The following is a 13,673-nucleotide window of genomic DNA, read 5'->3' on the forward strand; positions in this document are numbered from 1 at the left end:
TGACATTTGATAATATACCATATAAACCGTGCAGCGTCAAGGCCTGGTTAGCAGTTTTTGACGGTTACTGTGAAATCATGCCGACGGAATCCCCCTGGATCAGGAGGGTGGGGACGATAAATCGGAGCGGCTCGTAGGACGCGCCCTGGACGAAGGAGATCAGCTTGTTGACGCTCAGCTCCGCTTGCAGCGCACAGCGGACGTCGACCGAGGTCAGGGAGGGGATAGTCATTTTGCCCATGGGGTTATTGTCCACGCCGATAACCGATATGTCCTGCGGGATCGAAAGGCCGGCGTCATGCAGCGCCTTCACGGCGGCAATGCCCAAGCTGTCGTTGGCACAGAAGAAGGCTTCTGGCAGATGGGGGCACTCCTGGATCGCCTGCAGCATCATATTCTGGTCGTAGTTGTCCGGCGTGAAGGCCGTGAGGTGCGACGCTGGGTCGGATGACAGGCCGAAGATACGCAGGGCGCTTAAAAAGCTCTGGTAGCGTTCCATAAACGCCGTGCTGTACAGCGGGTCGCCGATAAAGCCGATCCGGCGGAAGCCGCGCTCGTGCAAATGGCGCACGGCCTGGTAAGCCGCCTGGAAATTATCTTCAATGAAGGTGCACACGCGCAGGTCATGGTAGCGGGAGCCGATCGCCACGACAGGCAGGCCGCATTGGACGATGCGGGAGGCCGCGTGTTCGTCCATGTCCCCGAGGATCAGGATGCCGCCGATCGAATTAGTGTTCAGGTGGCGGCGCAGGCGCTCCGTATCCGAATTAAAGTACTCGTTATCAAATACCATCATATTGTAGCCGCGTTCGTACGCAAGCCCCAGGATGAGCTGATGGAAGGACATGTAGAAATAGGAGTCCTTGAGGTGCGCGCCGGTCGAGATCAGGCACAGGTTCTGTGCAACCTCGTTGCGGCCCTTTTGCTCAAAGTAGCCAAGCTCTTCCGCGATTTGGAATATATGCTCGCGCGTGTTGCCATTGACGCTGGGCATGTTGCGCAGTGCCAGGGAAACGGTATTAATGGATACGCCTGCGCGTTCTGCAATCTGTTTTAGCGTTACCTTCATTTCAGTAACACCTCCAAGCTGTGAATTAGGTTTCTGATTTTCATAGGAATTTCATCGTGAAATATCATATTAATTATTATAGTACGTGAATTGTTGCGGAAAGTCAAGCAATATCGCACCGGCAAAACGCTTTACGAAAGGAAATGGTGCTTTTATACAAAATCACACCCTATGATCCTGGAAACATATGCTATATATAAAAATAAGGGGTATAAATAAACGGGAATATAGAAAGCAAAGAAAACAATGTGCTAATTATACATTAATAATCATATTAAATTATGCGTGATGCTGAAAAAGTAAAGCAGAATGCTGCGCTGAAATACAATAAACGTGGAAATAGTTTGAAATACGCATAGATATGCTCTGTTTACAAACACATGGCGTGAGAAAAGTTGATTTTCTTAAAATCAGGGAAACAGTTGACAAGATTAAAAAACATGGTATTATAATATTAAAAACACGGTTAATTAATTATTATTAATCGTGAAATACATGCGATCATAGCATGAAGTTTAAAGGGGACCCGGAGGAGGGGATAGGCGCCGGAACGCCGGCAGAGGCAACATTAGCGACCTGATTTTACGAAGAAGAGAAGCGAAGAGAGGAAAAAAGAGAAGATGTTATTCACAGCAGTCACATTCATTGGATTTACGGCTCTCGTCGCCGTAGTCGCCTGGTGGATGACCCGGGGGGACGACCTCAGCACGCAGGACGGCTATTTCCTGGCCGGACGCAAGCTGACAGGTCCTGTCATCGCAGGCTCCCTGATGTTGACCAACCTGTCCACAGAACAGCTGATTGGCCAGACGGGACAAAGTTTTGCAACCAACATGGGCCCGATTGCATGGGAAGTCACCTCGTGTGTCGCCCTGATCATGCTCGCCCTGATTTTCCTGCCCAAATACCTGAAAATGGGGCTGACTACCGTGCCGGAGTTCCTGGAGAACCGCTATGACACTACGACCAAGCGGATTATTTCCTTCATGTTCCTGCTCGGCTACTTGCTTACTTACCTGCCGACCGTCCTGTATTCCGGCGCGCTGGTATTTAACCAGATATTTGAAATTGACCAGCGCCTGGGCGTATCCCAGCTCCAGGGCGTTGTGGTTACGGCAGTGGCCATCGGCATCGTCGGCGCGTGCTACGCGATCTTCGGCGGCCTGAAGGCGGTTGCGGTATCGGATACCATCAACGGCGTCGGCCTAATCATCGGCGGCTTCATGATCCCGATCTTTGGCCTGCTGATACTTGGCAACGACAACATTATCCACGGCATCAACGACCTGATCACCACGGTGCCGGCGTTCAAGTTTAACGCGGTCAACCCGGCCGACGCAGTCGCGCCGATGATCCCTTGGCCGGTTCTGTTCACCGGCATGGTCGTAAACAACCTGTTCTACTGGTGTACGAATCAGTCCATCATCCAGCGTACCTTCGGCGCAAAGAACCTGAAGGAAGCGCAGAAGGGCGCCATTTTCGCTAGCTTCCTCAAGCTGGTCGGCCCGTTCTTTATCACGATCTGCGGCATCATTGCCTTCCGCATGTCCATGGATCCGAACGAGGGCTTCTTTACCGCCGCGCAGATTGAAAACCTGACCCGCACCACCGACTTGGCGTATCCGACGCTCGTACTGACCGTACTGCCCAAGCCGCTGCTCGGCTTCTTTGCGGCCGTCCTGTTCGGCGCGATCCTGTCGTCGTTTAACTCCGCGCTGAACTCGTCGGTGACGCTGTACACGCTGGATATCCACCGCCCGATGTTTAACCCCGGCGCAACCGACGCGCACCTGGTCCGGGTGGGCAAGCGTTTCGGCGTCATCCTGGCCACGGTTTCCATCATTGTCGCGCCGTTTGTCAGCCTTGCGCCTTCCGGCCTGTACGATTTCCTGCAGTCCTGCTTCGGCTTTTTCAACGTGCCGATCCTGGCGGCCGTCATCGTCGGACTGTTTAATAAACATGTGCCCGCGGTCGCGCCCAAGGTTTCGCTGGTTATGCACGTTGTGCTGTACTCGGTTTCCAAGCTAATCCCCGGGCTGCAGAACATCCATTACTTATATGTCTTGGCGGTGCTGTTTGCACTGAACGTCATCGTGATGCTGCTGATCGGCAAGTTTAACCCGCGGCCGGAAGCATACGTCATGCGCGATGCGGGCGCCGTCGACCTTACCCCGTGGAAGTACGCAAAGCCGGTGGCATGCGTATCCATCTGCCTGATGCTGTGCGTCTACTTCCTGTTCTCGCCCCTCGGTCTGGCGGGATAAACCAAATTCGTCGTTTATTGGCCTCGAGATTATAAAAAGGAGAAAAGAACATGAAAACTATCAAGATCGGTTCCATCGGCCTGGGGCGCCTGGGCTACGAGCACGCCAAGAACATCGCTACCCGCGTACCGGGTGCAGAGCTGGCCGCGATCTGCGACGTGGACGCCAAGCGCGTCGCCGAAGTCGCGGCGGAGCTGGGCGTACCGAACACCTACACCGACGTTGCGGAGATGTGCGCGAACCCGGAGCTCGACGCGATCGTCGTTGTATCCCCCTCCATGTACCATGCGGAGCACATCAAGATTGCGCTGGACGCGGGCAAGCACGTATTCTGCGACAAGCCGCTCGACACGACCGTAGAGAAGTGCCTGGAGGCCGAGAAGGCCGTCGAGGCGCATCCGGACAAGGTCTTTATGCTGGGCTTCATGCGCCGCTTTGACGACTCCTACGCGGACGCCAAGCGCCGCATCGACAACGGCGACATCGGCAAGGTCGTCCTCGTCCGCTCCTACACGCAGGACCCCCGCGCGACGATCGAGGGCACGCTCAAGTTCGCCCCGCACTCCGGCGGCCAGTTCCTGGATATGTGCGTACATGATATCGACCTGATCCGCTGGTTTACCGGCTCAAACGTCAAGAAGGTCTGGGGCCTCGGCGGCGTATTCGAGTTCGACCTGTACCGCGAGCTGAACGACGCGGACAATGCCGCGGCGACCGTCCAGTGCGAAAACGGCGCGATGGGCTTTATGTTCACCAACCGCACGCACGGCGCGGGCTGCAACGTTGAGACCGAGATCATCGGCACCCACGGCACCCTGCGCATCGCAAACGTCGGCGCGAAGAACCTGCTCCAGATCGTCGACGGGAACGGCGCGCATGAGCAGTATTATCCGGACTTCCTGAGCCGCTGGCACGAGGCGTATGTCAACGAACTGGCAGAGTTCGTTTCCTGCATCCGCGAAGGCCGCAAGCCCGAAGTCACCGTTTATGACGGCACCGCGGTTTCCCGCACGGCATACCGCTGCAAGGAGTCCTTTGAGACCGGCGAGATGCTGGATATGGAGTAAGAGGCCCTGTGCTTTAGGAAAGGACGAGTAGGATGAAAGAAGTAAAGATTGGCGTGATCGGCTGCGGCGCCATCGGCCGTGAGCACGTACGCCGCCTGAATAACCTGGTCGCCGGCGCGTCTGTTGTCGCAGTCGCCGACTATTTCCCGGAAGCTGCCAGCAAGCTGGCGGCGCAGTACCCGGGCGTAAAGGCCTATAAGACCGGGGAGGAACTGATCGCCGCGCCTGAGGTTGAGGCGGTCGTGATCACCTCGTCCGACGAATCCCATGCGGGATATGTGCTGGAAGCGCTGGGCGCGGGCAAGTTTGTGTTCTGCGAAAAGCCCCTTGCACAGACCGCTGCGGATTGTGAAAAGATCATGGAGGCCGAGCAGAAGGCCGGCCGCCGCCTGCTGCAGGTCGGCTTTATGCGCCGCTACGACCGCGGTTATGCCGCGATGAAGGGGATCATCGCCTCCGGCGAGCTTGGCGCGCCGCTGATGATCCATGCCTGCCACCGCAACGTGTCCCAGGCTCCCGGCTTTGCGACCGACTATGCGGTCACCCGCGTGGCGATCCACGAGTTGGATATTTCCCGCTGGCTGCTGGACGACGAGTACGACACCGCGCAGGTGCTGGCCGTCCGCCAGAGCAGCGCCACCAAGGGGGACTGGCTCAACCCGCAGGTCATGATGCTGACCACCAAATCCGGCCAGCGCATCGACGTCGAGGTGCAGACGGACGGCGCCTATGCATATGACATCCAGTGCCAGGTCGTTTGCGAGAACGGCACGGTCAACCTGCCCGATCCTGCGGCAGTCGTTACCCGCGCAAACGCCGCGCGCAGCTTTCCGATCCTGACCGACTGGTCGCAGCGCTTCATCGAGGCGTACGACATCGAGTTCCAGGAGTGGGTCAAGGCGCTGCAGGCGGGCGCGCCCACCGGCCCGTCCGCCTGGGACGGTTACGTGACCTGCGTGACGGCGGACGCCATCATCAAGTCCCGCAAGACCGGCGTGCCGGAAAAGGTCGAACTGGTTGAAAAGCCCGCGATGTACCGTTGACCCCCATTTTATTTAGCCCCTTACTTTTTATACTTTTCTCATCAGGCAGCGCCTGCCCGCGGGTTTCGCGGGCAGGCGCTGTTTGATTCCGGAGGCGTGCCGGGAGGCCGCTGCGGGGAACCTTAAATAGCGGGCGGCGGACGTATTTTTTATACCGATATGGCGCAGGCTCTTGACTCTTGACAATCGGAGGCGGATAATGTACTGTAATGATAACTATCTATCGCATATCGTAGTGTGCCGCGTGGGGAAAGCCAAGGAAGGTACGGGGCGGTACATCGGGCATAAAATGAGGTTTTATGTATCATATAACAGATGCGGGAGGAAATACAGACGGTGGTAAAAAGTGCGGATTATGGCGGGGATAACTGCTTTGCGATGTGGGAAGAGGCTGAATAGATGGAAAACAAACTGAAACTGTACGGCTTTAACAACCTCACGAAGACGCTTAGCTTTAATATCTACGATGTGTGCTATGCAAAGAGCGAGCGGGAGCAGAAGGATTATATCGCCTATATTGACGAGCAGTATAACTCTGAGCGCCTGACGAACATCCTGTGCAACGTCACGGAGATCATCGGCGCGCATATCCTGAATATCAGCAAGCAGGACTACGACCCGCAGGGCGCGTCCGTGACGATCCTGCTGACGGAGCGCGCGCTCCCGGTCGAGCTGATCGATAAATCCTGCAACCATGGCGAAATCGACATCCTGGCCACGCGCGACAGCGTGGCCGCGCACCTGGATAAGAGCCATATCACGGTGCACACGTATCCGGAATACCATCCGGACAACGCGATCGCGACCTTCCGGGTGGACATCGACGTATCCACCTGCGGGCAGGTATCGCCGCTGGCGGCGCTCAATTACCTGATCGGTTCCTTTGATTCGGACATCATTACCGCGGACTACCGCGTGCGCGGCTTTACGCGCGACGTGACCGGGCGCAAGCTGTTCCTGGATCATGACATCACCTCCATCCAGGATTACATCGACGACAAGACGCTTGAGCGCTATGACGCGATCGACGTCAACGTCTACCAGTCGAACATCTTCCATACCAAGCTGCTGATCAAGGAGATCGACCTGCAGAACTACCTGTTCAACACCGACGTGTATGAGATCAGCCCCAAGCGCCGGCTGGAGATTTCCGAAAGCCTGCGCCGTGAGATGATCGAAATCTACAGCGGCATGAACATCTATAAATAAAGGCGCAAATGCCGGCCCGAAGCCGTTCCCGGAACCCCGGGACGGCGGATGCGGCCGGTTTTTGTGACAGGATGATACCCGGAGGGATGAATATACATGAAGCTTCCACAGCAGATTGCGCCGATCATGGAGGCGCTCCAGCGGTATAAGCGCATGCGAGTGGTACCGTTTGACGTGCCCGGCCACAAGCGTGGGCGCGGGAACCGGGAACTGACCGACTTTCTCGGCGAACAGTGCATGACGGTCGACGTCAACTCCATGAAGCCGCTCGACAACCTGTGCCACCCGGTGTCGGTCATCCGCGAAGCGGAGATGCTCGCCGCCGATGCGTTCGGCGCGGCGCACGCCTTCTTTATGGTGGGCGGCACGACCTCGTCGGTGCAGTCGATGGTCATGTCGGTCTGCAAGCGCGGCGACAAGATCATTATGCCGCGCAACGTGCACCGCAGCGCCATCAACGCCCTGATCCTATCGGGCGCGGTGCCGGTGTATGTCAACCCGGGCGTCAACAAGCGCCTGGGCATCCCGCTCGGCATGGCGGTGGCCGATGTGGAGCGGGCGATCGCGGCGAACCCGGACGCGGCCGCGGTGCTTGTCAACAACCCGACCTATTACGGCGTGTGCTCCGATTTGCAGGCGATCTGCGACCTGGCGCACGCGCACGGCATGAAGGTGCTGGTGGACGAGGCGCACGGCACGCACTTTTATTTTGGGGACAACCTGCCGCCGTCGGGTATGGCCGTCGGCGCGGACATGGCGGCGGTCAGCATGCACAAATCCGGCGGCAGCCTGACGCAAAGCTCGTTCCTGCTGACAGGCCCTTCGATTAACCCCGGCTATGTCCGGCAGATCATCAACCTGACGCAGACGACCAGCGGCTCGTACCTGCTCATGTCCTCGCTCGATATCTCGCGCCGCAATTTGGCGCTGAACGGCAAGGAGATCTTTGCGCGCGTATGCCAGATGTCGGACTATGCGCGGGAGGAGATCAACAAGATCGGCGGCTATTACGCGTTTGGCCGGGAGTGCATGGACGGGGACGCGTTCTACGATTTCGACACCACGAAACTCTCCGTCCATACGCGCGATATCGGCCTTGCGGGCATCGAGGTGTACGACATCCTGCGGGACGAGTACGATATCCAGATCGAGTTCGGCGATATCGGCAATATCCTGGCGTATATTTCCGTAGGCGACCGCCAGAAAGACTTGGAGCGCCTGATCGCCGCGCTGGCTGAGATCCGCCGCCTGCACGCGGGCAGCCCGGTGGGCATGCTCGACCATGAATACATCGACCCGCTCGTGGAGCTGCCGCCGCAGGAGGCGTTCTACGCGGATACCGTGTCCGTGCCGACGGGGGAGAGCGCGGGGCAGATTTGCAGCGAATTCGTCATGTGTTACCCGCCCGGCATCCCGATCCTCGCCCCGGGCGAGCGGATTACGCGGGAAATCCTGGACTATATCGCCTACGCGAAGCAGAAGGGCTGCTTTATGACCGGTACGCAGGACGTGGCGATCGAGCACATTAACGTGATCAAAGGAGCGCAATAATGGATTTATGGTTTACCGAGGAACATACGAAGCACGTGCGGTTTTCCATTGAGGTGGACCGGCAGCTTTACTCCGCGCAGAGCGAATTCCAGCGCATCGATATCTTCGACAGCGTGGAGTTCGGGCGTTTCCTGGCGCTGGACGGCTATATGATGCTGACCGAGCGGGACGAGTTTATTTACCACGATATGATCGTGCATGTCCCGATGGCGGTGCACCCGCATGTCCGCAACGTGCTGGTGATCGGCGCGGGCGACGGCGGCGCGATCCGCGAACTGACGCGCTACCCGGAGATCGAGCGCATCGACATGGTGGAAATCGACGAAATGGTCGTCGAGGCGTGCAAGCAATACCTGCCGCAGACCGCGGGCTATTTTGACGACCCGCGCGTCCGCCTGCATTTCGCCGACGGCCTGCGCTTCGTGCGCCGCCCGGAGGACGAATACGACCTGATCATCGTGGACTCGACCGACCCGTTCGGCCCCGGCGAGGGGCTGTTTACGCGCGAATTTTACGGCAACTGCTATAAGGCGCTGCACGCGGACGGCATCCTGGTCAACCAGCACGAAAGCCCGTACTATGAAAACGACGCGCTGGCCTGCCAGCGGGCGCACCGCAGGATCACGGAATGCTTCCCGGTCTGCCGCGTGTACCAGGCGCACATCCCGACCTACCCGTCGGGGCACTGGCTTTTCGGGTTCGCATCCAAGAAATACGACCCGCTGGCCGACCTGGACGCGGCGCGCTGGGACGCGCGCGGCCTCAAGACGCGCTACTATAATACCGAGCTGCATGTCGGCTCGTTCGGGTTGCCAAACTATGTAAGGGAGCTGCTGGACAGTGCGGATGAATAAGAACATTGAAACCTTTTTAGGCTGCGACGACGCCTATGCGGAGAGCGGGATCGTGCTCTTCGGCGCGCCGTTTGACGGCACGACATCCTACCGCCCGGGGACGCGCATGGCGTCCCGCACGATGCGTGCGGAGTCCTACGGCCTGGAGACCTACAGCCCGTATCAGGACAAGGACCTTGAGGACTACGCCGTATTCGACGGCGGCGATCTCGACCTGTGCTTCGGCAACACCGCCCGCGTGCTGGACGATATCGAGGCGTTTACGGACGGGGTGCTGGCGGATGGGAAGCTGCCGGTCATGATTGGCGGGGAACACCTCGTCACACTTGGGGCGCTGCGGGCGGCGGCGCGCAAGTACCCCGGCCTGCACATCGTCCATTTTGATGCGCATACCGACCTGCGGGACGACTACCTGGGCGAGCCGCTCAGCCATGCGTCGGTTATCCGCCGCGCATGGGAGCTGGTCGGCGACGGCCGGATTTACCAGTTCGGCATCCGCTCGGGCGAGCGGCAGGAGTTTGCCTGGGCGCAAACGCACACCCACCTGACGAAGTTCACGTTTGACGGGCTGGGGGATGCGGTCGAGGCGCTGCGCGGCAAGCCGGTGTATTTCACGATCGACCTGGACGTGCTCGACCCTTCGGTTTTCCCGGGGACGGGGACGCCGGAGGCGGGCGGCGTGACCTTCATGGAGCTGCTCGGGGCGATGCTGCAAGTCGCGGGCACGCTCGATATCGTCGGCGCGGACGTCAACGAGCTTTCGCCGGCCTACGACCAGAGCGGCGCATCGACGGCCGTGGCCTGCAAGGTACTGCGCGAGCTGGTGTTGGCGCTGTGCAAATAACGCCGGCGCAATGATAAAAATGCGGACTCATTTGAGCCCGCATTTTTTTTGTTACAGCGGTGGGAAATCGAAATAACTGAGCAAGCCGTTATAAATGCCCTGCGCGAAGCCGTAGGGGTCGTCGCGCAGCTTCTGCGCGTCGCCCGCGTTGGTCAGGTATGCCAGCTCGACGAGGATGGCCGGCATGCGCGTGCGCCGCAGGACGTACAGGCCGGGGTTCAGCCGCACGCCGTTGTCGCGCGTCCCCACGCGTTGGACGATGCCGTCTAGTACGTGCTCGGCGAGCCAGTAAGACTGCGTATTGCGCGAAAAGACATAGACCTCGGTGCCGTTGATGGCGGGGTTGACGTTGGCGTTGCAGTGGATGCTGATAAAATAGTCCGCAGGCCAGCTGTTCGCCATGTTGACGCGCGCGGCCAGGCTCGAGGCGTTGCTCGTGCCGAGGATTTCCGTGGGCGAGTTGCGCGACAGGCGCACCTCGAAGCGCGGGTCCTGCTCCAGGATATCTGCCAGGTACCGGCCGACGGCATAGGTCACGTCCTGTTCGCGCAGGCCGTTGCCCTCCGCGCCGGTATTGGGGCCGCTTGGGTTGTGCCCCTGGTCAATAAAAATCCGGATTGCCAATAGATCACCTCCTATCATACCAGTGTATGCGCCCGGCGGCAGGGGGTGTGAAGGGGCAAAAGCGCCCCGCCGGCGTAAACCGGCGGGGCGCTTTTCAGCAGTTGTCGACATCGATGATCATTTTTTTGCAGTAGGAGCAGTAATAGGTCGCCGCTTCAGCCTTTTGCGAGGGCATCCGCGTGCCGATCCGCAGCCCGCCGGCCGCCCACAGGCCAAACAGCAGTTTTTTGTCCTTGGGGAGCCAGCGCAATTGGTGATGGTCGCCGATCAGCTTGCCTTCCAGCAGGTCCTTGCCGCAGTACGGACAGTTCATGGATGCACCTCCTAAAGATGTCAGGTCATATGGATATTTTAACCGGGGGCGGTCAGGCTTCCGGCGCGCAGTACGGGGTCTTGCGAAAATGGGAGCCGCCCACACGCAGCTTTTCACCCGGGAAAGCCAGGGCGTACAGGTCGTCTGCGCGCAGGTCGCGCAGCAGGGCGGGCTGCATACCCTCCGGGAGCTGCTTTTCGTGCAGCGGCTTTACAACCAGCGGGACGGCTGCTGTTTCACGGAACCGGCGCAGGAGCGCGCGGCCGCGGCCGCCGATGGCGAGCACGCGCAGGTAAGTGGGCGGCACGTCCAGCGCATCGAGCGGCAGGCCAAGGANGTTTCGGCAAGTTGCAGGGCGTGGCCGTTGTGGAAGGGGTTATATTCGGCGATGACGCCGCAGATTTTCATAAAAGCCTCCGAAAAAAACCAAAATGCAGGTTGTACATTCGGGCGGGGTGGTGTAAAATAGAAACAGTGTTACATGCGTCTCCGGCTGCCGTGTGCACTGCCTATCATTAGGAATATTGTACACTTGACGGCTGTTTTTTGCAATGGATTTTGTGGACGTAAGAAGAAAAAGGAGAAATTGGAACATGAAAGTACTGGTAATCAATGCGGGCAGCTCCTCGCTGAAGTATCAGCTCATCGACATGGACACCAAGGCCGTGCTGGCCAAGGGCCTGTGCGAGCGTATCGGCATCGACGGCAAGCTGACCCATGAGGGCAAAAAAGAGGAAAAATATAAGGCTGACGTCCCGATGCAGACCCATGCCGAGGCGATCAAGGCGGTTATCGACATCCTGACCGATAAGGAATGGGGCGTTATCGACAGCATGGCCGAAATCAACGCGGTCGGCCACCGCGTGGTACACGGCGGCGAGTATTTCGCGGACTCCGTCCTGATCACCGAGAAGGTCATCAAGGCGATCGAGGACTGCATCCCGCTGGCGCCGCTCCACAACCCGCCCAACCTGATCGGTATCCGCGCGTGCGAGGACGTCATGGGCAAGGGCATCCCGCAGGTCGCGGTATTCGACACCGCGTTCCATCAGTCCATGCCGCAGGCGCACTATATGTACGCGCTGCCGTACGAGTACTATGAAAAGTACAAGATCCGCCGCTACGGCTTCCACGGCACCTCCCATAAATACGTTTCCCAGCAGGCCGCCGAAATGCTTGGCCGCCCGATTGAGGAGCTGAAGCTGATCACCTGCCACCTGGGCAACGGCTCTTCCATCGCCGCGATCGACCACGGCAAGTCGGTCGACACCTCGATGGGCTTCACCCCGCTGGACGGCCTGCCGATGGGCACCCGCGCGGGCAATATCGACCCCGCGATCATCGAGTTCCTGTCCGAGCATGAAAACCTGTCCGCGAAGGAAGTCATCGACATCCTGAACAAGAAGTCCGGTATGCTGGGCGTTTCCGGCGTATCCTCCGACTTCCGCGACCTGGACGTTGCGATCAACGAGGGCAACCAGCGCGCGACGCTGGCAAAGGCCATGTTCAACCTGTCCGTCAAGAAGATCATCGGTTCCTACATCGCCGAAATGGGCGGCGTGGACGCGATCGTCTTTACTGCGGGCGTCGGCGAGAACGACCGCTCCGTCCGTTGGGACGTCTGCGAGCATATGGAGTACCTGGGCGTCAAGATCGACCCGGAGAAGAACAAGTACCGCGGCAAGCAGATGGATATCTCCATCGACTGGGCGCGCGTGCGCGTTCTGGTCATCCCGACCAACGAGGAACTGGTCATCGCGCAGGATACCGAGCGCCTCGTGAAGGAAGCGGGCAAGGCGTAAGCCTCCCCATACCACAGAGAAAAAGGGCTGGCGCCGCGTGCGCCGGCCCTTATTTTTGCCGCTTTGGCGGCCGGAAGCCCTCGCCGGTGATCCCGCCCGCGTCCGCAGTGATGACAAAGGCCTCCGGGTCGGCAGTGTGGATCAGGTCGAGGGCGCGGTACACTTCCGGGCGGCGCACCGCGACGAGCAGCACGTCGGTTTCCCGGCCGGAATAGCTGCCGCGGGCGCGCAGTTCGGTGACGCCGCGCGAAACCTCAAATAGGATTTTGCGCTTGATTTCCGCGCCCTGCCTGGAGATAATAAAGATCAGCTTGCCGGTGCCCGCGTCGGTGCCGTAAAGCACGGTGTCGATCACCTTTGTGGTGAGGAAGATGACGATCAGGGCATACATCGGGCTTTCGATGCTGCCGAACACCGGGATGGAGCACAGAACGACCGGCAGGTCGATGCACAGGATCAGCCGCCCCAGTGAAATATGGCGCAGGCGCCGGGCGAGCAGGGAAGCGGCGAGGTCGGTGCCGCCCGTCGTGCCGCCGCGCATAAAAATCAGCGCAAGGCCGGAACCCGCAAGCACGCCCCCAAACACGGAGGCGAGCATCGGGTCGCCGCAGTAGGGCGGCAGCAGGCCTGCGGTCAGGTCGATCGCGAGTGAGGACAGCGCCACCGCCGCGGCGGATTTCGCCATGGCGCGCGCGCCGGCCGCGCGCACGCCCCACACAAACAGCGGGACGTTAACGGCAAGGTTCGTCAGGCCGATCGGCAGGCCGGTGAGCGCGTTCACCAGCACGGCCACGCCGGTCGCGCCGCCCGGCGCGATATTGTTGGGCGCGGTAAAAACGTTCACCGAAACGGCGAACAGTAGGCTGCCGACGGCAAACAGCAGGCCGTCCAGTACGGTTTGCGCAGGCGCTTGGCGTTTCATCAATCGGTCACCCTTTCCATCCCGGATGGGGATAGTGTGCCACACCGGCGGGGATTTTAACAGGGCTTGCAAAATGTGCGCGGGACGCCCTATAAAAAACAAAAAATATGG

13 protein-coding genes and 1 pseudogene are annotated in these 13,673 nt (G+C 59.3%); 8 read left to right on the forward strand and 6 right to left on the reverse strand.

The window, feature by feature from the left end; translation table 11 throughout:
- Positions 1-64: 64 nt before the first annotated feature.
- The gene (locus CZ203_RS08210) at positions 65-1,069 is read right to left on the reverse strand and encodes a LacI family DNA-binding transcriptional regulator (protein ID WP_087065637.1); all 1,005 of its coding nucleotides are present in this window, start codon (positions 1,067-1,069) and stop codon (positions 65-67) included.
- A 620-nt stretch (positions 1,070-1,689) separates the two neighbouring features.
- On the opposite strand from CZ203_RS08210, the gene CZ203_RS08215 reads away from it, so the two are divergent.
- The 7 genes from CZ203_RS08215 to speB all read left to right on the forward strand — a co-directional run bounded on the left by CZ203_RS08215 (position 1,690) and on the right by speB (position 9,901).
- Complete coding sequence (locus CZ203_RS08215; RefSeq protein ID WP_087065638.1) at positions 1,690-3,333, forward strand: solute:sodium symporter family transporter; 1,644 nt, start codon at positions 1,690-1,692, stop codon at positions 3,331-3,333.
- A gap of 50 nt (positions 3,334-3,383) precedes the next feature.
- Complete coding sequence (locus CZ203_RS08220; RefSeq protein WP_087065639.1) at positions 3,384-4,400, forward strand: Gfo/Idh/MocA family oxidoreductase; 1,017 nt, start codon at positions 3,384-3,386, stop codon at positions 4,398-4,400.
- Between the two features lie 32 nt (positions 4,401-4,432).
- Entirely contained in the window at positions 4,433-5,443 is a 1,011-nt protein-coding gene (locus CZ203_RS08225; RefSeq protein WP_087065640.1) for a Gfo/Idh/MocA family protein, read from the forward strand.
- Between the two features lie 399 nt (positions 5,444-5,842).
- Entirely contained in the window at positions 5,843-6,652 is an 810-nt protein-coding gene (gene speD, locus CZ203_RS08230) for an adenosylmethionine decarboxylase (RefSeq protein WP_087065641.1), read from the forward strand.
- 96 nt (positions 6,653-6,748) lie between these two features.
- A complete protein-coding gene (locus tag CZ203_RS08235; RefSeq protein WP_087065642.1) occupies positions 6,749-8,203 on the forward strand; it encodes an aminotransferase class I/II-fold pyridoxal phosphate-dependent enzyme in 1,455 nt (484 codons plus the stop codon).
- Positions 8,203-9,057, forward strand: a complete 855-nt coding sequence (speE, locus tag CZ203_RS08240; RefSeq protein ID WP_087065643.1) for a polyamine aminopropyltransferase — start codon at positions 8,203-8,205, stop codon at positions 9,055-9,057. Before CZ203_RS08235 ends, speE begins: the two co-directional genes overlap by 1 nt.
- Complete coding sequence (gene speB, locus CZ203_RS08245) at positions 9,050-9,901, forward strand: agmatinase (RefSeq protein ID WP_087065644.1); 852 nt, start codon at positions 9,050-9,052, stop codon at positions 9,899-9,901. Before speE ends, speB begins: the two co-directional genes overlap by 8 nt.
- A 51-nt stretch (positions 9,902-9,952) precedes the next feature.
- Here the strand turns inward: speB and CZ203_RS08250 are convergent, their stop codons facing one another.
- From CZ203_RS08250 to CZ203_RS15520, 4 genes and pseudogenes are all read right to left on the reverse strand, one after another.
- Positions 9,953-10,525, reverse strand: a complete 573-nt coding sequence (locus CZ203_RS08250) for an N-acetylmuramoyl-L-alanine amidase family protein (protein WP_087065645.1) — start codon at positions 10,523-10,525, stop codon at positions 9,953-9,955.
- 94 nt (positions 10,526-10,619) lie between these two features.
- Positions 10,620-10,838 (reverse strand): PF20097 family protein, encoded by a 219-nt coding sequence (locus CZ203_RS08255; RefSeq protein ID WP_087065646.1) that lies wholly within the window; start codon positions 10,836-10,838, stop codon positions 10,620-10,622.
- A 52-nt stretch (positions 10,839-10,890) separates the two neighbouring features.
- Entirely contained in the window at positions 10,891-11,145 is a 255-nt protein-coding gene (locus CZ203_RS14245; RefSeq protein ID WP_200809459.1) for a nucleotidyltransferase family protein, read from the reverse strand.
- Between the two features lie 35 nt (positions 11,146-11,180).
- Positions 11,181-11,246: pseudogene (locus CZ203_RS15520) on the reverse strand (nucleotidyltransferase family protein); the annotation flags it as partial.
- Positions 11,247-11,431: 185 nt separating this feature from the next.
- Here CZ203_RS15520 and CZ203_RS08265 point away from each other — a divergent pair.
- Positions 11,432-12,640, forward strand: a complete 1,209-nt coding sequence (locus tag CZ203_RS08265; RefSeq protein WP_087065648.1) for an acetate/propionate family kinase — start codon at positions 11,432-11,434, stop codon at positions 12,638-12,640.
- A 49-nt stretch (positions 12,641-12,689) separates the two neighbouring features.
- Here the strand turns inward: CZ203_RS08265 and CZ203_RS08270 are convergent, their stop codons facing one another.
- Positions 12,690-13,562 (reverse strand): YitT family protein, encoded by an 873-nt coding sequence (locus CZ203_RS08270; protein WP_087065649.1) that lies wholly within the window; start codon positions 13,560-13,562, stop codon positions 12,690-12,692.
- Positions 13,563-13,673 lie beyond the last annotated feature (111 nt).

It is taken from the genome of Intestinibacillus massiliensis (assembly GCF_900155735.1).
In the GTDB taxonomy this organism is placed as follows: domain Bacteria; phylum Bacillota; class Clostridia; order Oscillospirales; family Butyricicoccaceae; genus Intestinibacillus; species Intestinibacillus massiliensis.

Bases quoted from the DNA above. Each gene is read 5' to 3' on its own strand.
- CZ203_RS08210 (WP_087065637.1), bottom strand. From the start codon at position 1,069: ATGAAGGTAACGCTAAAACAGATTGCAGAACGCGCAGGCGTATCCATT.
- CZ203_RS08215 (WP_087065638.1), top strand. From the start codon at position 1,690: ATGTTATTCACAGCAGTCACATTCATTGGATTTACGGCTCTCGTCGCC.
- CZ203_RS08220 (WP_087065639.1), top strand. From the start codon at position 3,384: ATGAAAACTATCAAGATCGGTTCCATCGGCCTGGGGCGCCTGGGCTAC.
- CZ203_RS08225 (WP_087065640.1), top strand. From the start codon at position 4,433: ATGAAAGAAGTAAAGATTGGCGTGATCGGCTGCGGCGCCATCGGCCGT.
- speD (WP_087065641.1), top strand. From the start codon at position 5,843: ATGGAAAACAAACTGAAACTGTACGGCTTTAACAACCTCACGAAGACG.
- CZ203_RS08235 (WP_087065642.1), top strand. From the start codon at position 6,749: ATGAAGCTTCCACAGCAGATTGCGCCGATCATGGAGGCGCTCCAGCGG.
- speE (WP_087065643.1), top strand. From the start codon at position 8,203: ATGGATTTATGGTTTACCGAGGAACATACGAAGCACGTGCGGTTTTCC.
- speB (WP_087065644.1), top strand. From the start codon at position 9,050: ATGAATAAGAACATTGAAACCTTTTTAGGCTGCGACGACGCCTATGCG.
- CZ203_RS08255 (WP_087065646.1), bottom strand. From the start codon at position 10,838: ATGAACTGTCCGTACTGCGGCAAGGACCTGCTGGAAGGCAAGCTGATC.
- CZ203_RS08265 (WP_087065648.1), top strand. From the start codon at position 11,432: ATGAAAGTACTGGTAATCAATGCGGGCAGCTCCTCGCTGAAGTATCAG.
- CZ203_RS08270 (WP_087065649.1), bottom strand. From the start codon at position 13,562: ATGAAACGCCAAGCGCCTGCGCAAACCGTACTGGACGGCCTGCTGTTT.